Below are 20,623 nucleotides of genomic sequence, written 5' to 3' on the forward strand. Positions count from 1 at the left end.
GTATGCCGGCGGACCCGCCATTTTACTGTACTGGCCGGCGCAAGCGCCGAACCACCGGCCGGGGAACAGGCAGGCGCTTCGGCCGCTGTTCCCGACGACGGCCCGCCCGGCGCTGTCGATGTGCGCTATTGCGCCCCGCCCTCGCCGCCTTCGTCCCTGCCCTTGCCTTTGCCCTGCTGCCGCTGCCACTGCGCATCGAGGTCGCGCAGGTGGCGCAGCTTGTCGCCGATCTTGCCTTCCAGCCCGCGCGGGGTGGGCTGGTACCAGCCCTGGCGCCTGAGGTCATCGGGGAAGTAATGCTCGCCGGCAGCATAGGCCTCCGGCTCGTCGTGCGCGTAGCGGTAGGCGTGGCCGTGGCCCAGCTCTTTCATCAGCTTGGTCGGGGCGTTGCGCAGGTGGACCGGCACGCCGCGCGACTTGTCCTTCGCCACGAAGGCGCGCGCGGCGTTGTAGGCGTTGTAGCCCGCGTTGGACTTGGGCGCGACTGCGAGGTAAATCAGCGCCTGCGCCAGCGCGAGTTCGCCTTCGGGCGAGCCCAGCCGCTCGTAGGTCTCGGCCGCGTCAAGCGTGATGCGGGCGGCACGCGGATCCGCCAGGCCGATGTCTTCCCATGCCATGCGCACGATGCGGCGCGCCAGGTAGCGCGGATCGGCGCCGCCGTCGAGCATGCGGCAGAACCAGTACAGCGTGGCGTCCGGGTCGGAGCCACGCACCGATTTATGCAGCGCGCTGATCTGGTCGTAGAAGGCGTCGCCGCCCTTGTCGAAGCGCCGCAGGTTCTCCGACAAGGCGCTGCCCAGCAGCGCCTTGTCGATGATGGCCGCGCCGGCGCTGCGCGCGGCACGCGCCACGATCTCGATATTGTTGAGCAGCTTGCGGCCGTCGCCATCGGCCGAGGCCACGGTCAGCTGCAGCGCCTCGTCCTCCCACTGCAGGCCGCCCAGTTCCTCGCCGGCGCGGCGCGCCAACTGCGTCAGCTCATCGTCATCCAGGCTCTTGAGCACATACACCGCGGCGCGCGACAGCAAGGCGCCGTTGACCTCGAAGGACGGGTTCTCGGTGGTGGCGCCGATAAAGGTGAACAGCCCGCTTTCCACGTGCGGCAGGAAGGCATCCTGCTGGCTCTTGTTGAAGCGGTGGACTTCGTCCACGAAGACCAGCGTGCGCCGGCCGTGGGCGCGGTATTGCTCGGCGCGCTCGACCGCCTCGCGGATGTCCTTGACGCCCGAGAGCACTGCCGACAGCGCAATGAACTCGGCATCGAAGGCCGTGGCCATCAGCCGCGCCAGCGTGGTCTTGCCCACACCGGGCGGGCCCCACAGGATCATGGAGTGCGGCTCGCCGGATGCGAACGCCACCCGCAACGGCTTGCCGACGCCAAGCAGGTGTTGCTGGCCGATCACCTCGTCGATGTTGCGTGGGCGCAGGCGCTCGGCCAGGGGTTGTAGGGAACGATCGGGAGCTTCGGAAAACAGCGTGTCCGCCACGGTATTCAGGCCTTTATGTCGGGGCAGGCGCGCACGGTGCGAACCGCTGCGCCTCGGAACCTGACAGTGTAGACCATCGCGCGTGGCGGCCCGCTCGGGCGAGCGCTTTAGCGCGCGGCGCGCTCGTTGCGCATGAAGGCATCCAGCACGCCGGCCCGCGCGCTGCCCACGCGCGCGCGCCACGCGGTTACCGCCCCCGCGCCGGCCTCGCGCAGTGCCTGCTGCACGGCCGCGGCAGGGCTTGCCTGGATGGTCACGCCGTTCGCGCGCATGCGCGCGGTGTTCTCTTCCAGCCGGGTACCCAGGCGCGTCCACTGCCGTTGCTCGGTAGCCTGCGCGGCGGCATCCACGGCGGCGCGCAACGCGCCCGGCAGGGCCGCGTAAGCGGCCGCGTTGATCGTGGTAAAGGACAGCGGCATGGCATAGCCAATGGCCGTGAAGTTGGGCAGGTAATCCCATAACTTGCGCCCCGCGCCGCCGTCGCCCGAGGACAGCACCGCGTTGACCGAACCGTCTTTCAGGCGCGGCATGGCGTCGGCAAAGGACAGGCTGGTGGCCTGCGCGCCGGCAGCGTGCATGACCTCGGTGGAAGTCTCGTCGTAGGTGCGTGCCGACAGCGCGCGCAGGTCGGCCAGCGTAGCGACCGGATTGCGCGACCACAACCCGGTCGGCGGCCACGGCGTGACATACAGCAGATGCTGCCCCTGCGCCTCGAAGGCCCGTGCGTAATCCGCGCGGGCCAGTTCGGCCAGGCGCCGGGCGGACTCCACCGAGGTCGCGACGAAAGGCAGCGAAGACAGCAGGAACAGGGGATCGACCGCGCCCAGCGCGCCACCGAAGGCGTCCCCGCCCTCCAGCCGCCCTTCTTTCACCGCTGCGGGCATCTGCGCGGACTTGACGCCCGCGCTGGCATCGAAGCTGGGCATCACCTCGATGGCGCCAGCCGTGCGCGTCTTCACCTCTTCGGCGAACGTGGCCAGCCCTTCGCCCGGCATGGCGCTGGCCGGATATTCGGTGGCCATGCGCCACGCCGTGGGGGTGGCGGCGGGCTGCGCCCAGCCCTGTCCGGCGCCACAGGCAAGCAGGGTGAGCAGCACGCCGCCGCGCAGCAGTTGACGGCGCAGCGGCCGGGACGCGCGCTTCAGGGAAGCAGACATGGTGGAAAGTCCTGGGGTCGTGGGGTAGTGAAGCCGTCGTATCCAAAAGGACCGACAAGAAGGGCAAGCGAGCTGCCAAATGCCCGCCGGCGTACACTCAGCCGCGCCGGAACGCCACGACATCCTCCACCTCCACACGGATGCCGATGCGCTCGCCGAGCGCATGATCGTGGTGCGAAGGCACCAGCGACAACACCTGCCCGCCGCCAGCCAGGCGCAGCGTGTACAGGATATCGGCTCCGCGAAAGGCTTTGTGCAGGATCTCGGCCTGCAACGGGCTGGCGTCGTCATGCACGATATCGTCGGGGCGAATCAGCACGTCCACCTCGGTGGTGGCGGGCGGCACGCCAAGCGGCTCACGGCTTTGCAGCGTGCCCAGCTCCAGCGTGACCACGTGCGGACTGGCGAGACGGCCCGGCATCAGCACGCCCTGGCCAATGAAGTCCGCAACCACGCGCGTGGCCGGCCGGTGATAGAGGTTGTGCGCGCTGTCCCACTGTTCGATCGCGCCGGCATGCATCACGCCGATCTCGTCAGCCATGGCGAAGGCCTCGTGCTGGTCGTGCGTGACGAGGATGGCGGTGGTGCCCTGAGCCTTGAGAATGTCGCGCACCTCCAGGCTCAGGCGTTCGCGCAGTTCGATATCCAGATTGGAGAATGGCTCGTCGAGCAGCAGCAATTCGGGACGCGGCGCCAGCGCCCGCGCCAGTGCCACGCGTTGCTGCTGGCCGCCCGACAGCTCATGCGGAAACTTGCCGCCGGAGCCGGCCAGCCCCACCAGCGCCAGCATCTCCCCGACCCGCGCGGCGCGTTCGCCGCGGCGCATGGCATGCAGCCCGAAGGCGATGTTGTCGGCCACGCTCAGGTGCGGGAACAAGGCGTAGTCCTGGAACACCATGCCGATGCGACGGTGCTCCGGCGCCACGGCAAAACCCGGCGACGACATCACCGTCCCCTGGAGCAGGATGCGCCCTTCGCGCAACGGCTCGAACCCTGCGATTGCGCGCAGCACGGTGGTCTTGCCGCAGCCGCTGGGSCCGAGCAGGCAGGCGATACTGCCGCGCGCCAGGGTAAAGGACAGGCCGTTGACGACGGCATGCCCGCCGAATCCATGATGGATGCGATCAACCACGATCACGGTGTCGGCTCGTGCTTGCTCGGACGAATTGGGAAGCGGGTGGCTTGGCATGCCGAGCATTATATGGAGGGCGGGCCCATCTGTGTGCCGCGCATGTATGCAGGCCGCCCTGCATGCATTGCTAGAATGCTGGGCCCGGCTATCGAAGCACCATGCTCGAATCACGCTGGCCCCGGGCGTCCCTGCCGGGATCGTCCGACCGGGCCTGCCAGCGGGCCTCATCCTCCCACGCACCATCACAGTCATCCAAGCCGCCACCGAATGAGCCTGCTTCGACCCAGCCCTACCAGCCGCCTGCACCCCCTCGCCCTAGTCGCCGGCCTGGCCGCACTGCTGATCGCGCTGCCGATCGCGCAGGTGGCCAGCAGCCTGCTCACGCCCAGCGGCGACACCTGGCGGCACCTCGCCGACACGGTGCTGGCCGAGTACGTGGTCAATACCTTGTGGCTGCTGGCCGGGGTCTGTGCCGGCGTGCTGCTGCTCGGCGTACCCACCGCGTGGCTGGTCAGCACCTACCGCTTTACCGGACGGGCATGGCTGGAATGGGCCCTCGTGCTGCCGCTGGCGATGCCCGCCTATGTCATCGCCTACGCTTATACCGATGCGCTGCAGTTCGCGGGCCCGGTGCAAAGCTGGCTGCGCGAGCTGACCGGCTGGCGCGCGCGCGAGTACTGGTTTCCGGATATCCGCTCGCTGGGCGGCGCCATCGCGCTGTTCACGCTGGTGCTCTATCCCTATGTCTACCTGACCGCGCGCGCGGCCTTCCTGCAGCAAACCCTGAACACGCTGGAGGCGGCGCGTCTGCTTGGCTATGGCACCTGGGGCAGCGTATGGCGCATCATGCTGCCGCTCGCGCGCCCCGGCATCGTCGCCGGCACCGCGCTCGCGCTGATGGAAACGCTGGCCGATTTCGGCACCGTGGCCTACTTCGGCATCCCGACCTTTTCCACCGGCATCTACCGCGCGTGGTTCTCGCTGGGCGACAAGAACGCAGCGGCCCAGTTGTCCGCCTTCATGCTGGTGTTCGTGATCGGCATCCTGCTGGCCGAACGCATCAGCCGCGGCCGTGCCCGCGTGCACGGCGGCCAGCGCCGCGCTCCGGCCTACCGGCTGCATGGCTGGCGGGCCGCGCTGGCGCTGCTGGTGTGCGTGCTGCCCGTGCTACTGGGTTTTGCCATCCCGGCGCTGATGCTGTGCAAGATGGCGCTGGCCGAGGGCGATGCGCAGTTCGGGCCGCGCTTTATAGGGCTGGTGCGCAACAGCTTCCTGCTGGCCAGCGTCACCGCGCTGGTAGCCGTGCTGGCCGCGCTGTTGATCGGCTATGCGGGACGTGGCATTGCCGCCGGCCGGGGCTGGCTGTTGCGCGCGCTCACGCGGGTGTGCGGCATGGGCTATGCCCTGCCCGGCTCGGTGGTGGCGGTGGGCGTGCTGGTGCCGGTGGCGCGGCTGGACAATGCCGTTTCGTCCTGGCTGCAACAGCATCTGGGATGGTCGGCCGGGCTCTTGCTGACCGGCGGCATTGCCGCGCTGGTCTATGCCTACCTGGTCCGCTTCCTGGGCGTGGCCCTGCAAACCGTCAACGCTGGCCTGGTCAAGATCACGCCAGGCATGGATGCGGCATCGCGCAGCCTGGGCCACGGCCCCGGCGCCACGTTGCGGCGCGTGCACCTGCCGATGCTACGTGGCAGCCTGCTGACCGCGGCGCTGATCGTCTTCGTCGATGTCATGAAGGAGTTGCCCGCCACCTTTGTGATGCGGCCGTTCAATTTCGATACGCTCGCGGTACAGGCCTACAACCTGGCATCCGACGAGCGCCTTGCCGAAGCCGCCACGGCGTCGCTGGTGATCGTGGCGGTGGGCCTGCTGCCGGTGATCCTGCTGTCGCGCTCGATACGGCGGGAGGCGCGGGAGTAACCCACAGGGATCGCCTGCGGAAACAGGTGCGAATACTCCTAAATTTCTTCAACGTATTGCCGATATCTCACTAGTCCGAAGCTGCGCCCCGGCTCGCCGCCCCCTTCCCGCGCGTGCCGGGCGGCCTGCCCCCGCCGCTGGCGTGCTTCGCGCCGCATCATGACTGTGCCGCCCGCAATCGTTGCCCGGCACTTGTTCGCAGCGACTTCAGAGAGTGTTATGCAGCTTCGTTACCGCATGCTCGTGTTCAAGCTGAACCGGCTGAACCCGCAAGACCGGGTCAGCGCCGTCGAGGAAATCGCCCTGGCGGGCCAACTGGCGGAGCAACTGGAAAAGCCAGGCATGGTCGAGCGCGTGGTGGCGGACCTGTTCGATCACGATAATTCCCATGTCAGGCGCATCGCGCTCAACGCGGTAAGGCGCGCGCACGGCTACCTGCAGACCGATATCTCGCTTGCCCTGCTGCGCAAGCTCCGCGACCCCGAGCCATGGCTGCGCCACGACGCTGCCTGGATCCTCCATGAGGCCGGGCTGGACAGCCCGCACATCCGCGCGGCACTGCGCCAACTGGCCGGCCCGGTCATGCTGCCTTACGACCAGGCGCGCGCCCGCGCCAATCCCTCCGACGCGATGCTGCACGCCCAGGTGCGCGCGCGGCAAGCACTGGACGTGCTGCTGGCACGCCAGACCGCAGGCGCCGTGGTGGCCAAGCTGCCGTACGCGGATGGCACCTTGGGCCACTCGCACACGCGGCGGCGCGAGCACTTGAAACTGACCTTCGAGAAGCACAGGGAGCGTGGCGCAAAGCTGCGCTTCCGGCGCCTGGAAAGCGGGGAAAACAAGGCCGCGGGCGCCTTGCAGCCGAAGCAGAAGGCCCCCGCATGAAAAATGGCGGCTTGCGCCGCCATTCCCGTCCCGCCCAGTCAGACCGCGCTTACTTGTAACCAGCCTTGTCCGCTACCTTCTGTGCTTGCGGCTGGTACTTGCCCAACTCAGCAACATTGATCTTGTCCGCCTTGAAGCTGCCCATGGCTTCGAGTGCCGGATTGCTGATCTTCACGCTTTCCACCACCGGCCACTCGTTATTGCCATCGGCAAAATAGCGCTGCGCCTCGTCGCTTGCCAGGTACTCCAGGAACGCGCGCGCCGATGCCTTGTTGGGCGCATGCTTGAGCATGCCGCCGCCAGAGATGTTCATATGCACGCCCTGGCTGGCCTGGTTGGGCCACACGACGCCCAGCTTCTCCGCCACGGCCTTGTCCTCGGGCTTGGCCGACTTCAGGATGCGGGCGATGTAGTAGGTATTGGCGACCGCGATATCGCATTCGCCGGCGGCCACCGCCTTGAGCTGGTCGGTATCGCCGCCCTTGGGCGCGCGCGCCAGGTTGGCCACGACACCGCGCGTCCATTGCTCCGTCCTGGCCTCGCCATCGTGGGCAATCAGGCTGGACATCAGCGACAGGTTGTAGACGTGCCCGCTGGAACGGATGCACAGCTTGCCCTTCCACTTGGGATCGGCCAAGTCTTCATAGCTCTTGATGTCGCCGGGCTTGACTGCCGCCTTGTTGTAGGCGATCACGCGGGCCCGCGCCGAGAAACCGAACCAGTCGCCGTTCGGGTCGCGGTAGTTGGCGGGAATGCGCGAGTCCAGCACGCTCGATTTGAGTGGCGCGAACACGCCCGCCTGCTGGGCTCGCCACAGGCGGCCGATGTCGACCGTGATGAACACGTCGGCGGGGCTGTTCGCACCCTCGTTCTTGATGCGCTCCAGCAGCGGGTCTTCCTGGCCTTCGATGCGGTTGATCTTGATGCCGGTCTGCTTGGTGAAATTGGCGTAGAGCGCTTCGTCGGTCTGGTAATGGCGTGCCGTGTAAAGGTTCAGCACTTTTTCCTGTGCGCTCGCGGCGAGCGGCAGCGCCAACACGGCAAGCGCGGCGGCGCGCGGCAGCAAGTGACGGAATACGGTCATGACTCTCCCCCTGGATGATGTTCTGCTTCGCCCTGGAGGTGCAGTGGAAGCATCCTCACACAAGACGAACAAGGAACAATAATCATTCCTATTTCGGAGGTCAAGTTACAACGTTGTAATGTTGGAAGGCCCCGGGCGGGGCCATTCAGGCCGGATCATTACGCGGCATCACCATCGTGCCTCGCCCCGCCACCCGGATTCAGGCGCCGGCGCGCTCCACCAGCACTTTCATGGCATCGGCAGGCAGCGGCCCATGGCAGGTCCGTTCTCCGCTGCCCTTGCTGACGACCAGCCAGACCTTGCCCGGAGAACCCGCCGGATGCAGCAGCCAGGCCGGTCCGCGGCCGCTGCCGGTTGGGTGGAGGTCTTCCAGCACGCCACTGCTGGTCGATTGCAGCAACGCGGCGCAATCGTTGGCGCTTGCCTGCGTGGCGGTGAGGAAATCCGGATTGGCGAGCACTTCGGGCAAGGCGGTGTCGGAGGCGCGCAGGAAGGCATCGACATCGAAATGCTTGCTGGCGCCGTTCTGGCCCGCGCAGGCGGCGAGCAGCACGGCCACGGCGATGCCGGCGACGGCGCCGCCACGGCGCCGGGCCAGCCGGGAGAGGGAAGCTCGGATCATGGCAGGCCTCATTGCTTCAACACATCGGCGCCCTTGGGCACCGTGAACCGGAAGGTGTCGGCGGGCAGCGAGGGGTTCTTCTGCATCGCGCTGAACGTCAGCAGCGTCGTATTGCCGAACGCATCGCGCAATTCCATCGCCTCCAGGTTGCCGGCCTTGAAGCCGATGCCGATGCGTTCGAACTGTGTGTCCTTGGACCTGGGCGTCAGTTCGATCCACTCTACGCCGTCGCGGGTGGGACCGTTCTTCACGGCGAAGTTCTTTTCCAGGTCATTGCTGCCGAACAGGATCGCGGCGGGGCTCGAACCCAGGGCGCCGTCGAGCTTGCGCTCGGTCACCTGGTTCAGGTCCTTGTCGTAGATGTAGAGCGTCTGGCCATCGGCCTGCAGCAGCTGGTCGTAAGGCTTGACATAGCGCCAGGTGAACTTGCCCGGACGCGAAAACGCGAAAGTGCCGCTGGAGGTGCTGGCCACCTTGAGGCTGTCGCCCTGCCCTTTGACCTGGCGCTGGGTGAACTCGCCCCTGGCGCTCTTGACGCCCGCGACGAAGGCCTGGAGCTGGTCGGTGCCGGCAGCCATGGCCGCGCTTGCCGCCAGCGACAGCATGGCTGCCGCGGCACATGCCGACACGAGAATGCGGATTCGCATGGTTTGTCCTTGCTTGGTGGAGGGGGGGCGGCGCCAATGCGGCAGCGCCGCCTGTCCGGTTAGAGCCCTGGGCGCATGGCGGATTCCGCAACCATGTGCTTCGCGCGTAACAGCATGTTACGCGCGGCGGCTCATTCTTCTTCGCGGGCGGTGCCGGCCGGGGCCAGGATGTCGCGATTGCCGTTGCCGGACATGGCGGAAACCAGGCCGGCCTTTTCCATGTCCTCGAGCAGCCGCGCGGCGCGGTTGTAGCCGATGCGCAGGTGGCGCTGCACCAGGGAGATCGATGCGCGGCGGTTCTTCAGCACCACGTCGACGGCCTGGTCGTAGAGCGGATCGGCCTCGCCGCCGCCACCGCCGATGCCGGCGCCGCCGCCCATGCTGTCGCCGCCCAGGTCGCCCTCGGCCACGCCGCCTTCGAGAATGCCCTCGATATAGTTGGTCTCCCCGCCTTCCTTGAGCTTCTCGACCACGCGATGCACTTCCTCATCGGAAACAAAGGCGCCGTGGACGCGGATCGGCAAGCCGGTGCCGGGCGCCAGGTAGAGCATGTCGCCCATGCCCAGCAGCGCCTCCGCGCCCTGCTGGTCCAGGATGGTGCGCGAATCGATCTTGCTGCTGACCTGGAAGGCGATGCGGGTCGGCACATTGGCCTTGATCAGGCCGGTAATCACATCGACCGACGGCCGCTGCGTGGCCAGCACGAGATGGATGCCGGCGGCGCGGGCCTTCTGCGCGATACGCGCGATCAGCTCTTCCACCTTCTTGCCCACCACCATCATCAGGTCGGCCAGCTCGTCGATGACGATCACGATCATCGGCACTTTTTCGAGCGGCTCGGGCGCGTCCGGGGTCAGGCTGAACGGGTTGGGAATCTTCTCCTCGCGCGCGGCGGCTTCGTCGATCTTCTTGTTGTAGCCGGCCAGGTTGCGCACGCCGAGCTTGCTCATCAGCTTGTAGCGCCGCTCCATCTCTCCGACCGCCCAGTTGAGGGCGTTGCCGGCCTGGCGCATATCCGTCACCACCGGGCACAGCAAGTGCGGGATGCCTTCGTAGACGCTCATTTCGAGCATCTTGGGGTCGATCAGGATCAGCCGAACCTGCTCTGCCTTGGCCTTGTACAGCAGCGACAGGATCATGGCGTTGATGCCCACCGACTTGCCGGAGCCGGTGGTGCCGGCCACCATGCAGTGCGGCATCTTGGCCAGGTCCGCCACCATCGGCTTGCCGGCGATGTCCTTGCCCAGCGCCATGGTGAGGTTCGATGCGCTCTCGTTGTAGACCTGCGAGCCGAGGATCTCGGACAGCCGTACCGTCTGGCGCTTGGGGTTGGGCAGTTCCAGCCCCATGTAGACCTTGCCGGGAATGGTTTCCACCACCCGGATGGAAACCAGCGACAGCGACCGCGCCAGGTCGCGCGCCAGGTTGACCACCTGGCTGCCCTTGACGCCGGTGGCCGGCTCGATCTCGTAGCGGGTGATGACCGGACCCGGGTAGGCCGCCACCACCTTGACCTCGACGCCGAAATCCTTGAGCTTCTTCTCGATCAGGCGCGAGGTGAATTCCAGCGTCTCGGCGCTGACGGTTTCCTGGTGCGTCGGGATGGGGTCCAGCAGCGCCAGCGGCGGCAGGTCGGAGTCCTGGATATCGGCGAACAGCGGCTGTTGCTTCTCGCGCTCCACCCGCTCGTGCTTGGGCACCGCCTGCGGCCGCACGATCTGCACCGGCGCCGCCTCCTCGATCTTGACCCGCTGCACTTCCACGGTTTCGGTGCGCACGACCTTGGCCGCCTCGCCGATGATGCGGTCCTGCTTGCTCTCGCGGCGCGCCTTGAAGCCGAGGAAGAGGTTCTCGACAAAGCCGCCGATGTGCTCGGCCACCGACAGCCACGAGAAATGGAAGAACAGCGACAGGCCGATGGCCAGCGTCAGCAGCAGCAGCAGGGTCGCGCCGGTAAATCCCAGCGCCATCTGCATCCAGCCGCCCAGCAGGTCGCCCAGCACGCCGCCGGGGGCGCGCGGCAGCGCCGAGCGCAGCGGATACATGCGGATGGCTTCCAGGCCCATGCTGGCGGTCAGCGACAGGCCAAAGCCGATCCAGCTCACCACCAGCCCCTGGCGCGCCTCGCCGTTGCGCTCGGGCAGCTCGGCGGTCAGCGCGCGCCAGCCGCGCCAGCAGCGGCGTACCAACAGCACCGCCCACCAGTAGGCGGAGAAGCCGAAGATAAAGAACAGCACGTCGGCCATCCAGGCGCCCACGCGGCCGCCCAGGTTGTGGATGTCGGCCACCTGGTTGGCGTGMGACCAGCCGGGGTCCGCCTTGCTGTAGCTGGCCAGGATGCAGACGAAGGCCAGTGTGACAGCCAGCAACAGGAACCAGCGCACTTCGCCCAGCAGCTTGCCGATGCGCGAGGGCAGCGCGGATGGATCGGTACGTGTTGTCGTAGTAGCTCGGGCCATGCCTGGGTCTGGGTTACCGTGTGAAGTTTGGTTTGCCGGCCATTTTAACCTTGGCCGGGGCTATCGCTCCCATTGGAATTTGCAACAGTGAGCAAACGCCGGTCCACTTATAATGCTGGTTTCGATTCACGCTGGCGCGCACCAAGGCGCACCAGCCATAGGAAAGCATCATGGCCAAACACGCAAAAGTGCTGATTCTCGGTTCCGGCCCCGCCGGCTATACCGCTGCCGTCTACGCGGCCCGCGCCAACCTCCAGCCGGTGCTGATCACCGGCCTGGCCCAGGGTGGCCAGCTGATGACCACGACCGACGTGGAAAACTGGCCAGCCGATGCCAACGGCGTGCAAGGCCCGGAACTGATGCAGCGCTTCCTGGAGCATGCCGAGCGCTTCAACACCGAAATCATCTTCGATCACATCCATACCGCCAAGCTGACCGAACGCCCGATCCGCCTGGTCGGCGATGCCGGTGAATACACCTGCGATTCGCTGATCATCGCCACCGGCGCCTCGGCCCAGTACCTCGGCCTGCCCTCGGAAGAACTGTTCATGGGCCGCGGCGTGTCGGCCTGCGCAACTTGCGACGGATTCTTCTACAAGAACCAGGAAGTCGCGGTTGTCGGCGGCGGCAATACCGCGGTGGAAGAAGCGCTCTACCTGTCGCATATCGCCAGCAAGGTCACCCTGATCCACCGCCGCGACAAATTCCGCGCCGAGCCGATCCTGGTCGACCGCCTGCTCCAGCGCGAGAAGGAAGGCCGCATCGAAATCCGCTACAACACCGTGCTGGACGAGGTGGTGGGCGACGAATCCGGCGTGACCGGCGTCAAGCTGCGCGATGCTCAGGGCGACAAGACCGAAGAACTCAAGCTGGCGGGCGTGTTCATCGCCATCGGCCACAAGCCCAATACCGACCTGTTCGAGGGCCAGCTCGACATGCGCAACGGCTATATCGTGACCAAGACCGGCCTGGCCGGCGATGCCACGGCTACCAGCATCCCCGGCGTGTTCGCCGCCGGCGACGTGCAGGACCACATCTACCGCCAGGCCATCACCAGCGCCGGCACGGGCTGCATGGCAGCGCTGGACGCCCAGCGTTACGTGGAAGCGCTGCAGTAAGCGCCTGCCCCCGGCACCTGCCGCACTGTGATTCGCTGCGCACAGCGATCACCGTGCCGCGGGCGCCCGGATAAATGGCCGCGCGAGCCCTTGGGCGCGACGCCAGTCCCGCCCGTCTGCACTACCTCCCCCCACTTTATAATCACGCCGAGCACCCCGGAGAATTCCATGACGCACGGCGCAAAGAAACCCGCCAGCCCGCCCAAGCGCTTCGGCCTGACCGACCTGGCTGGCCTGCGCGAATCCCTCAAGGCTGACACCGAGCGGCGCGAAGCCGAACGCCGCGAGGCGGAAAGCGTCGCCCAGCGCGCACGCGAGGAGGCTGACGTCTTCCGCAGCAGCGTGGGCAACGTCAGCGCCCTGCGCGACCGTAACCGCATCACGCCCACGCCGCGCCACCCCGCGCCGGTACCGGTACAAACCCAGCTGGACGACAAGGCCGTGCTGGCCGCATCGCTTTCCGACGAATTCGACGTCGAGAACCTGCTGGATACCGATGAAACCCTGTCGTTCCGCCGGCCGGGCATCGGCATGGACGTGGTCAAGAAGCTGCGCCGCGGCGAATGGGTGCCCCAGGACAAGATCGACCTGCACGGCCTGCGCAGCGACGAAGCGCGCGAGGTGCTGGCCGAGTTCGTGCGGCGCTCGGTCAAGCGCGGCGTGCGCTGCGTGCGCGTGATCCACGGCAAGGGCAACGGCTCGCCGGACAAGACGCCGGTGCTCAAGGGCAAGGTGCGCAGCTGGCTGGTACAGAAGGAAGAAGTGCTGGCCTTCGTTCAGGCGCGCGGTGCCGAGGGTGGCTCCGGCGCGCTGATGGTGCTGCTGCGCCAGCCGCACGCCTGAGGCCGCGCGCACGATGCATCTGCCGCTCGATCTCCTGATGGGGCGGTTGCCCCTGATCCTGCATGTCATGGAAGTGGTGGGCGTGCTCGCCTTCGCCGTCTCCGGCGTGGTCGACGCGCGCAAGCAGCGCTTCGATGCCGTGGGTACGTTTGTGGTGGCGTTCGCCACCGCCTTTGGCGGCGGCACGGTGCGCGACGTGCTGCTGGACCGCCGGCCCTTCTACTGGGTCGACCACGAAGGCTATGTGATCCTGATCTTCGTCATGTCGCTCGGCGCTTCGTTCGTGCTGCGGGTAGTCAGCCGGGTGGCGTCCGAGCGCACCATGATCACGGCCGATGCGATCGGCCTCGGGCTGTTTTCCGTCACCGGCACGTCGCTCGCGCTGGTGGCGCAGATGACGCCTACCGTGGCGGTCATGATGGGCATCATTTCCTCGGTGTTCGGCGGCGTGGTGCGCGATGTGCTGTGCAACGAGGTGCCGATGATCCTGCGCGACAGGTCGCCTTATGCCACCTGTGCCTTTGTCGGTTGCTGGGTCTATGTCGGCCTGACCTGGGTGCGGGCCGAGCAGGAACTGGCCCTGCTCGCGGGCGCGATCACCATCACGGCGACGCGCCTGCTGTGCGTGCGCTTCGGCTGGAAGCTGCCGAGCTAGCCGGGCAATCCGGGCGCCCCTCCCCCGGGACCGCCAGGATTGCGCCGGTGCTGAATTGCCTGCGCGGAGCGCTTAGACGGCGGCCTCGTCCTGCTCGCCGGTGCGGATGCGGATCACTCGCTCGATCTCGGTGACGAAGATCTTGCCGTCGCCGATCTTGCCGGTGTGCGCCGCCTTGACGATGGCGTCGAGCACGGTATCGAGCTGGTTCTCGGCAACCACGACCTCGATCTTGATCTTGGGCAGGAAATCGACCACGTACTCGGCGCCGCGGTACAGCTCGGTATGCCCTTTCTGGCGGCCAAAGCCCTTCACCTCGGTTACCGTCAACCCGGTCACGCCGATGTCAGCCAGCGCCTCGCGCACTTCGTCCAGCTTGAACGGTTTGATGATGGCGGTAATCTGCTTCATTTTGGCCCCTTATATAGTCGTTGGTTAGTGAGAGAGTTTAGCCTGCCCGGCGGGTTGCCGGATGTTGCCTGCCGCACCGCGCCATTTCCGGTAGACTCAACCGGCCCTGCCGCCCGCGCAAAGCTCGCGCGGCGCGGACAGCCATGGCGGAACAAGGCCCTGGCCGGCGCCACCGAGGCGTCGGCAGCAGGCAAATGATGAGCGGATCTAGCGCAATGCAGTCTGAATCTTGCAAGCCGGGACCGGACCACCCTGACGCAAGCCSCCCAGGGGCGGCTGCGGCACAAGGCGGACAGGAACACGAGCGGATGGAGAATTATCGCACGCAGATCGTTTTCGATCTGTCCGAGCTGCCGGCGGCCACATGGGATGCCCTGGTGGCGGCGCAGCCCGGCGCCACGCCGTTCCTGCGCCACGCCTTCCTGCACGCCCTGCACGCCAGCGGCAGTGCCTGCGACGAAACCGGCTGGAGCCCGCGCTACCTGACCCTGTGGGCTCCGCACGAAGGCGGCGGCGAGCGCCTGGTGGCGGCCATGCCGCTGTACGCGAAATCGCACTCGTATGGCGAATACGTGTTCGACTGGGCCTGGGCCGACGCCTATGCGCAGCACCGCCTTCCCTACTACCCAAAGCTGCTGTCCGCGATCCCCTTCACGCCCGTCCAGGGCGCGCGGCTGCTGGCCAAGGACGTGGGCGCGCGCCGTGTCCTGCTGCAAACCGCGCTGGCGGTGGCGGAGCAAAGCCAGTTGTCATCCCTGCATGTRCTCTTCCCGGACGAGCATGAGGCCGCGTTGATGGCAGACGCCGGCATGCTGATGCGGCATGGCGTGCAGTTCCACTGGACCAACCCGGGCTATGAGAGCTTCGAGGCGTTCCTGGCCACGCTCTCGCAAAAGAAGCGCAAGAACATCCGCGCCGAACGGCGCCGCGTGGCGGAAGCTGGCATCACCTTCCGCCAGTTGCGGGGCGCGGAGATCGGCGACGACGAATGGCGCTTCTTCCATCGCTGCTATCGCCAGACCTACCGCGAGCATCATTCCACGCCCTATCTGAACCTGGACTTCTTCCGGCGCATCGGTGCCGCCATGCCGGAGAACCTGCTGCTGGTGGTGGCCATGCGTGCCGGCCAGCCGATCGCCGCCTCCCTGGTGGTCTACGACGGCGACCCCGCACGCAGCACCTTGTTCGGGCGCTACTGGGGGGCGCTTGAGCACCACCCATGCCTGCACTTCGAGACCGCCTACTACCAGCCTCTGGAATTCTGCATCGCGCAGGGTATCCGCACCTTCGAAGGCGGCGCGCAGGGCGAACACAAGATGGCGCGCGGATTCCTGCCGGTCGCGACCCGCTCCGCCCACTGGCTGGCGCATCCGTCCTTCGCCGATGCCGTCGAGCGCTTCCTCGTGCGCGAGCGCCAGGGCATCGACGCCTACCTGGACGAACTCAACGACCGCACGCCGTTTGCCCGCGGCTGAAGCCGGCCATGGCTGGCCGGCTTGCCGCGTCAACGCCACATGCGCCGCAGCGTGTTGTCGCCCAGCATGTAGTGGTGGAACAGCGCGGCCACCGCATGCAGCCCGATCACCGTGTAGAAGGCGGTACCCAGCGTTTCATGGATTTCCTTGAGGGCATCCTTCAGGTCCGCGTTCTGCGCCACCAGCGAGGGCAGTTCGATGCCGAGCCCCGGCAGCGTCATCAGGTGGCCACCCGCGTTGAGGGCCAGCAGGCCCAGCACGGGCTGTATGAAGATAAACAGATAAAGCAGGAGGTGCATGGCGCCGCCCAGCAGATGCATCCAGCGCGGGCCGGGCTCGGGCGCCGGCGCCCCGCCCATCAGGCGCCACAGCAGGCGCGGCACCGCCAGCACAATCACCAGCGCGCCAGCCCACTCGTGGACCGACATCGACAGGGCGCGGGCGGCGCTGCCTTTTGCGGTAAAGCCCTTGAGTTCGATCGCGGCGTACGCGGTGGCAATCAGCAGGAACACCGCCCAGTGGAAGAAGACCGCCAGACCGGAATAGCGAACCGTCGCGGATGGCTTCGAAGAGGTAACGTACATGGGGATTGGCAGTCTTTCTGCCGAGTTGTTCTGTGATTGGAGCTTAACCCACAGGCTTCATGGTGTCTTTGGCCTCCATCAAACCCGACGCAACAAAAAACCCCGCCGTGGCGGGGTTCGTTCAGCTGCGGTTCAGCCAGGCGCGGGAAACGGCCATGACCGACCCTGCGGCGCGCCGCCCGGGGCGGCGAAGGCTTACTTCGTGTAGTTGGCCACGCCGTCGGTGATTTCCTTGTGGGCTTCCTCGATGCCGGCCCAGCCTTCCACCTTGACCCACTTGCCCGCTTCGAGTGCCTTGTAGTTCTCAAAGAAGTGCTTGATCTGGTCCAGCAGGTTCTGCGGCACGTCGGACAGGCCCTTCATGAAGGCGGTGGCCGGCGACAGCTTGTCCAGGGGCACGGCGATCAGCTTGGCATCCACACCCGACTCGTCGGTCATCTTGAGCATGCCCAGCGCGCGGCAACGCACGACGGCACCGGCCAGGATCGGGAACGGCGAGAGCACCAGCACGTCGACGGGGTCGCCGTCGCCCGACAGGGTCTGCGGAACAAAACCGTAGTTGGCGGGATAGCGCATGCCGGTGCCGATGAAACGGTCGACGAAGAGCAGGCCGGTTTCCTTGTCGGCTTCATACTTCACCGGATCGCTCTGGGCGGAGATTTCAATGATGACGTTGAAATCGTTCGGGATGTCCTTGCCSGGGGARACGAGGTTGAAGCTCATGCTTGCTCTCCAGATGCCTGTGTTTGAGGATGGCGGGCATTATAGCGGTTCGAAGCTGACCCGGGCCTGACGCCACGTGCCTTGCGCGCCTCGCGCGGTGAGTGATAATGCTGAATTGTCCCAATGACGCATCGACAGGCGCACTAACAGCCACAGGCTGACGGTCGCATCCAGCCGGAGCCATTCCAATGCACGCYCAGCACTTCGTTGCCAACCGCCTGATCGCGCCGGATTCCGGCATGCGCATCAAGGTATTCGACCCTTCCAGCGGCGAGCCCTTCGCCGAAATCGCCCGCGGCAACGCGGTCGACATCAATGTGGCCGTCCACGCCGCCCGCCAGGCCGCCGAAGGCGCCTGGGGCGCCATGGCGCCCGCCGAGCGYGCACGCCTGCTCAACCGCGTGGCGCTGACGCTGATCGAGCATGAAGCCGAACTCGCCGCGCTGGAAGCGCGCGACACCGGCAAGCCCTTGCGCCAGGCTGCCGCCGACGTGCGCGCCGTGGCGCGCTACTTTGAGTTCTACGCCGGCGCGGCCGACAAGCTGCACGGGCAGACCATTCCCTACCAGCCGGGCTTCACCGTGCTGACCGTGCGCGAGCCGCATGGCGTGACCGGCCACATCATCCCTTGGAACTACCCGCTGCAGATCTTCGGGCGCAGCGTCGGCGCGGCGCTGGCCACGGGCAATGCCTGCGTGGTCAAGCCCGCCGAGGACGCCTGCCTGTCGCTGCTGCGGGTGGCGGAGCTGGCGGCCGGGGCCGGCCTGCCCGAAGGCGCGCTCAATATCGTCACCGGCTATGGCCACGAAGCCGGCGCCGCACTAGCGCGCCACCCCGGCATCAACCACATCTCCTTCACCGGTTCGCCGCAGACCGGCAAGCTGATCGCGCAGATGGCAGCCGAGAACCACGTGCCGGTCACGCTGGAACTGGGCGGCAAGTCGCCCCAGATCGTGTTCGCCGACGCCGATGTCGATGCGCTGGTGCCGATCATCGTCAACGGCATCGTGCAGAACGCCGGCCAGACCTGCTCGGCGGGCAGCCGCGTGCTGGTGGAACGCCCGCTCTACAATGCCGTGCTCGACCGCCTTGCCACGGTGTTCGAGTCCCTGCGCGTGGGTCCATCGGAGCTGGACCTTGAATGCGGCCCGCTGATCAACCGCAAGCAGCAACAGCGTGTATGGGACTTCGTTTCCGACGCGCAGCACGCCGGCATTACCGCGATGGCGCAAGGACAGATCGTGGCGGAAGCGCCGGAATCCGGCTACTACCAGGTGCCGATGCTGTTCCGCGACGTGCCGCCGGCGCACCGGCTGGCGCAGGAAGAAGTCTTTGGGCCGCTGCTGGCGGCAACGCCCTTCGACACCGAGGCCGAAGCCATCGCGCTCGCCAACGGCACCCCCTACGGGCTGGTCGCCGGCGTCTGGACCCGCGACGGCGCACGGCAACTGCGGCTGGCGCACAAGCTGCGCGCGGGCCAGGTCTTTATCAACAACTACGGTGCCGGCGGCGGKGTGGAACTGCCTTTCGGCGGCAGCGGGCAGTCCGGCCACGGCCGCGAGAAGGGCTTCGAAGCCCTGTACGGATTCACCACACTGAAAACCATCGCCATACAACATGGGTAATATCAACTTCCTGTCGGTCGCGTTCGCCATTTTCTTCTTCTGGATGGCGTGGCACGTCAGAAACAAACGCGCCACCAACCCCTCGGCCATGCCGCGCCTGCAGGTCTTCAAGCGCAAGTGGGGCGACACCGTGGGCGACCGCGTGCACTGGTGCCTCTATGTGGCCCTGCCCTTCCTGCTCGCGCTGATGATGGTCGCCAACGCGCTGCGCGGCCGCGGCCCGTTCGCGCACTAGCAGGCCGCTCCAACATGAGCCCGGCACCGTTGCCGCGAACGGCATGCTTGCCGGCCGCCCTGCCCGCGCAAGGCGGTGGCACCGGTGCGGCCATCGCATTCAACGCGGGGGGCCGCATGTAGCAGGCGGCGCCCCTCATCCAGCGGTATCGTGCAATCACAGAGAGTAAATCCCAGAGGAGACAGCATGACAACAACCGCAGTACACAGCGGCGCAGCCGACCCCACCTTCGAGGATGCCACCTACCGCAAGGTGAGCTGGCGTCTCGTTCCCTTCCTGCTGCTTTGCTACGTAGTGGCCTACCTGGACCGGGTCAACGTAGGTTTTGCCAAACTGCAGATGCTTAACGACCTGCAGTTCAGCGAGACCGTCTACGGGCTGGGCGCGGGCATCTTCTTCATCGGCTACTTCCTGTTCGAGGTGCCCAGCAACGTGATCCTGCACAGGGTGGGCGCGCGCATCTGGATTGCCCGGATCATGATCACCTGGGGGCTGATCTCGGCGGCGATGATGTTCGTCACCACGCCGACGATGTTCTACGTGCTGCGCTTCCTGCTTGGTATCGCCGAGGCTGGCTTCTTCCCCGGCATCATCCTCTACCTGACCTACTGGTACCCATCGCATCGGCGCGGGCGCACCACCACCTATTTCATGACTGCGGTTGCGCTTGCCGGCGTGATCGGCGGGCCGCTGTCGGGCTGGGTGATGCAATCCTTCGACGGCCACAACGGCTGGTCGGGCTGGCAATGGATGTTCCTGCTCGAAGGCATCCCGTCGGTGCTGGTGGGGCTGGTGGTGCTGGCCTACCTCGACGACCGCATCGTCCACGCCAAGTGGCTGAACGATGAAGAGAAGGCCCTGCTCCAGCGCAATATCGCCAACGAGGACATGCACAAGGAAGACGCGCCGGTCAGCCAGGTGCTGACCAGCCCGCGTGTCTGGCTGATGAGTTCGATCTACTTCTGCTTCGTGATGGGCCTGTACGGCGTCAGCTTCTGGCTGCCCACGATCATCAAGCAGACCGGCGTGAAGAGCCCGCTGGACATCGGCCTGCTCACCGCCATTCCCTATGGCTGCGCRGTGGTCGGCATGATACTGGTGGCCTACAGCGCCGACCGCACGCGCGAGCGCCGCTGGCATATCGCCCTTCCCGCGCTGGCCGGCGCGCTTGGGCTGGTGCTGTCGGTGCAATGGCACAGCAACACAGTGCTGGCACTGCTCGGACTGACGCTGGCCACCATCGGCATCCTGACCACGCTGCCGCTGTTCTGGAGTCTGCCCACGGCGTTTCTCGCGGGCACCGGCGCCGCGGCGGGTATTGCGCTGATCAACTCGCTGGGCAACCTGGCAGGCTTTATCAGCCCGTATGCGGTGGGCTGGCTGAAGGACCTGACGCAAAGCACGGACTCCGGGATGTATCTGCTGGCGGCGTGTCTGGTGGTAGGCGCGGCGCTGACGCTGTCGGTGCCGGCGCGGATGGTGAACAAGTAGGAATTTGAGGGCGGGCGCCACATCACGCGCCCGCCCTCTCCCCCGTCCCCTCTCCCGCAAGCGGGAGAGC

At 66.7% G+C, this 20,623-nt stretch carries 19 protein-coding genes; 9 read left to right on the forward strand and 10 right to left on the reverse strand.

Going from position 1 to position 20,623, the window contains the following annotated elements; translation table 11 throughout:
• Nucleotides 1-125: 125 nt before the first annotated feature.
• From AC1DKD_RS11875 to AC1DKD_RS11885, 3 genes are all read right to left on the reverse strand, one after another.
• The gene (locus tag AC1DKD_RS11875) at nt 126-1,487 is read right to left on the reverse strand and encodes a replication-associated recombination protein A (RefSeq protein ID WP_441631088.1); all 1,362 of its coding nucleotides are present in this window, start codon (nt 1,485-1,487) and stop codon (nt 126-128) included.
• 107 nt (nt 1,488-1,594) lie between these two features.
• Complete coding sequence (locus tag AC1DKD_RS11880) at nt 1,595-2,644, reverse strand: TRAP transporter substrate-binding protein (RefSeq protein ID WP_441631090.1); 1,050 nt, start codon at nt 2,642-2,644, stop codon at nt 1,595-1,597.
• A 97-nt stretch (nt 2,645-2,741) separates the two neighbouring features.
• Nucleotides 2,742-3,842, reverse strand: coding sequence for an ABC transporter ATP-binding protein (locus AC1DKD_RS11885; RefSeq protein WP_477102632.1), 1,101 nt, complete (start codon nt 3,840-3,842; stop codon nt 2,742-2,744).
• A gap of 201 nt (nt 3,843-4,043) precedes the next feature.
• On the opposite strand from AC1DKD_RS11885, the gene AC1DKD_RS11890 reads away from it, so the two are divergent.
• Nucleotides 4,044-5,696: an ABC transporter permease gene (locus AC1DKD_RS11890; RefSeq protein ID WP_441631094.1), complete on the forward strand. Its 1,653-nt coding sequence runs from the start codon at nt 4,044-4,046 to the stop codon at nt 5,694-5,696.
• Between the two features lie 219 nt (nt 5,697-5,915).
• Nucleotides 5,916-6,581 carry a hypothetical protein gene (locus AC1DKD_RS11895; protein WP_441631096.1) on the forward strand — a complete coding sequence of 222 codons (666 nt, stop codon included), beginning with the start codon at nt 5,916-5,918 and terminating at the stop codon, nt 6,579-6,581.
• A 49-nt stretch (nt 6,582-6,630) separates the two neighbouring features.
• Here the strand turns inward: AC1DKD_RS11895 and AC1DKD_RS11900 are convergent, their stop codons facing one another.
• The 4 genes from AC1DKD_RS11900 to AC1DKD_RS11915 form a co-directional block, all read right to left on the reverse strand.
• Complete coding sequence (locus AC1DKD_RS11900; RefSeq protein ID WP_441631098.1) at nt 6,631-7,665, reverse strand: Fe(3+) ABC transporter substrate-binding protein; 1,035 nt, start codon at nt 7,663-7,665, stop codon at nt 6,631-6,633.
• A gap of 199 nt (nt 7,666-7,864) precedes the next feature.
• Complete coding sequence (locus AC1DKD_RS11905) at nt 7,865-8,287, reverse strand: hypothetical protein (protein WP_441631100.1); 423 nt, start codon at nt 8,285-8,287, stop codon at nt 7,865-7,867.
• An 8-nt stretch (nt 8,288-8,295) separates the two neighbouring features.
• Nucleotides 8,296-8,934 (reverse strand): outer membrane lipoprotein chaperone LolA, encoded by a 639-nt coding sequence (gene lolA / locus AC1DKD_RS11910; protein ID WP_045237963.1) that lies wholly within the window; start codon nt 8,932-8,934, stop codon nt 8,296-8,298.
• Nucleotides 8,935-9,065: 131 nt separating this feature from the next.
• Nucleotides 9,066-11,393 (reverse strand): DNA translocase FtsK, encoded by a 2,328-nt coding sequence (locus AC1DKD_RS11915; protein ID WP_441631102.1) that lies wholly within the window; start codon nt 11,391-11,393, stop codon nt 9,066-9,068.
• Nucleotides 11,394-11,563: 170 nt separating this feature from the next.
• Here AC1DKD_RS11915 and trxB point away from each other — a divergent pair, with 170 nt between their 5' ends.
• The 3 genes from trxB (at nt 11,564) to AC1DKD_RS11930 (ending at nt 14,009) form a co-directional block, all read left to right on the forward strand.
• Complete coding sequence (gene trxB / locus AC1DKD_RS11920) at nt 11,564-12,511, forward strand: thioredoxin-disulfide reductase (RefSeq protein ID WP_441631104.1); 948 nt, start codon at nt 11,564-11,566, stop codon at nt 12,509-12,511.
• 168 nt (nt 12,512-12,679) lie between these two features.
• Nucleotides 12,680-13,354 carry a Smr/MutS family protein gene (locus tag AC1DKD_RS11925; protein ID WP_441631106.1) on the forward strand — a complete coding sequence of 225 codons (675 nt, stop codon included), beginning with the start codon at nt 12,680-12,682 and terminating at the stop codon, nt 13,352-13,354.
• Between the two features lie 13 nt (nt 13,355-13,367).
• Entirely contained in the window at nt 13,368-14,009 is a 642-nt protein-coding gene (locus tag AC1DKD_RS11930; protein ID WP_441631108.1) for a trimeric intracellular cation channel family protein, read from the forward strand.
• A gap of 72 nt (nt 14,010-14,081) precedes the next feature.
• Here AC1DKD_RS11930 and glnK read toward each other — a convergent pair whose 3' ends face one another.
• Nucleotides 14,082-14,420 carry a P-II family nitrogen regulator gene (gene glnK / locus AC1DKD_RS11935; protein WP_441631110.1) on the reverse strand — a complete coding sequence of 113 codons (339 nt, stop codon included), beginning with the start codon at nt 14,418-14,420 and terminating at the stop codon, nt 14,082-14,084.
• A 308-nt stretch (nt 14,421-14,728) separates the two neighbouring features.
• On the opposite strand from glnK, the gene AC1DKD_RS11940 reads away from it, so the two are divergent.
• Nucleotides 14,729-15,895, forward strand: coding sequence for a GNAT family N-acetyltransferase (locus AC1DKD_RS11940; RefSeq protein ID WP_441631112.1), 1,167 nt, complete (start codon nt 14,729-14,731; stop codon nt 15,893-15,895).
• 29 nt (nt 15,896-15,924) lie between these two features.
• Here AC1DKD_RS11940 and AC1DKD_RS11945 read toward each other — a convergent pair whose 3' ends face one another.
• Together AC1DKD_RS11945 and ppa are read right to left on the reverse strand one after the other, a co-directional pair.
• A complete protein-coding gene (locus tag AC1DKD_RS11945; protein ID WP_441631114.1) occupies nt 15,925-16,479 on the reverse strand; it encodes a cytochrome b in 555 nt (184 codons plus the stop codon).
• A gap of 195 nt (nt 16,480-16,674) precedes the next feature.
• Nucleotides 16,675-17,202 carry an inorganic diphosphatase gene (gene ppa / locus AC1DKD_RS11950; RefSeq protein WP_035859760.1) on the reverse strand — a complete coding sequence of 176 codons (528 nt, stop codon included), beginning with the start codon at nt 17,200-17,202 and terminating at the stop codon, nt 16,675-16,677.
• Between the two features lie 188 nt (nt 17,203-17,390).
• Here ppa and AC1DKD_RS11955 point away from each other — a divergent pair, with 188 nt between their 5' ends.
• The 3 genes from AC1DKD_RS11955 to AC1DKD_RS11965 all read left to right on the forward strand — a co-directional run bounded on the left by AC1DKD_RS11955 (nt 17,391) and on the right by AC1DKD_RS11965 (nt 20,553).
• On the forward strand, nt 17,391-18,827 hold the full coding sequence (locus AC1DKD_RS11955; protein WP_441631117.1) for an aldehyde dehydrogenase family protein: 1,437 nt from the start codon (nt 17,391-17,393) through the stop codon (nt 18,825-18,827).
• Nucleotides 18,820-19,062, forward strand: a complete 243-nt coding sequence (locus AC1DKD_RS11960) for a hypothetical protein (protein ID WP_035859752.1) — start codon at nt 18,820-18,822, stop codon at nt 19,060-19,062. The genes AC1DKD_RS11955 and AC1DKD_RS11960 overlap by 8 nt, the downstream gene beginning before the upstream one ends.
• Before the next feature lie 186 nt (nt 19,063-19,248).
• Complete coding sequence (locus AC1DKD_RS11965) at nt 19,249-20,553, forward strand: MFS transporter (RefSeq protein WP_441631119.1); 1,305 nt, start codon at nt 19,249-19,251, stop codon at nt 20,551-20,553.
• Nucleotides 20,554-20,623: the final 70 nt, after the last annotated feature.

The organism is Cupriavidus sp. 05T313 (genome assembly GCF_056396665.1).

Bases quoted from the DNA above. Each gene is read 5' to 3' on its own strand.
- AC1DKD_RS11925 (WP_441631106.1), top strand. From the start codon at position 12,680: ATGACGCACGGCGCAAAGAAACCCGCCAGCCCGCCCAAGCGCTTCGGC.
- AC1DKD_RS11900 (WP_441631098.1), bottom strand. From the start codon at position 7,665: ATGACCGTATTCCGTCACTTGCTGCCGCGCGCCGCCGCGCTTGCCGTG.
- AC1DKD_RS11960 (WP_035859752.1), top strand. From the start codon at position 18,820: ATGGGTAATATCAACTTCCTGTCGGTCGCGTTCGCCATTTTCTTCTTC.
- AC1DKD_RS11895 (WP_441631096.1), top strand. From the start codon at position 5,916: ATGCAGCTTCGTTACCGCATGCTCGTGTTCAAGCTGAACCGGCTGAAC.
- AC1DKD_RS11930 (WP_441631108.1), top strand. From the start codon at position 13,368: ATGCATCTGCCGCTCGATCTCCTGATGGGGCGGTTGCCCCTGATCCTG.
- AC1DKD_RS11880 (WP_441631090.1), bottom strand. From the start codon at position 2,644: ATGTCTGCTTCCCTGAAGCGCGCGTCCCGGCCGCTGCGCCGTCAACTG.
- trxB (WP_441631104.1), top strand. From the start codon at position 11,564: ATGGCCAAACACGCAAAAGTGCTGATTCTCGGTTCCGGCCCCGCCGGC.
- AC1DKD_RS11890 (WP_441631094.1), top strand. From the start codon at position 4,044: ATGAGCCTGCTTCGACCCAGCCCTACCAGCCGCCTGCACCCCCTCGCC.
- glnK (WP_441631110.1), bottom strand. From the start codon at position 14,420: ATGAAGCAGATTACCGCCATCATCAAACCGTTCAAGCTGGACGAAGTG.
- lolA (WP_045237963.1), bottom strand. From the start codon at position 8,934: ATGCGAATCCGCATTCTCGTGTCGGCATGTGCCGCGGCAGCCATGCTG.
- AC1DKD_RS11945 (WP_441631114.1), bottom strand. From the start codon at position 16,479: ATGTACGTTACCTCTTCGAAGCCATCCGCGACGGTTCGCTATTCCGGT.
- AC1DKD_RS11905 (WP_441631100.1), bottom strand. From the start codon at position 8,287: ATGATCCGAGCTTCCCTCTCCCGGCTGGCCCGGCGCCGTGGCGGCGCC.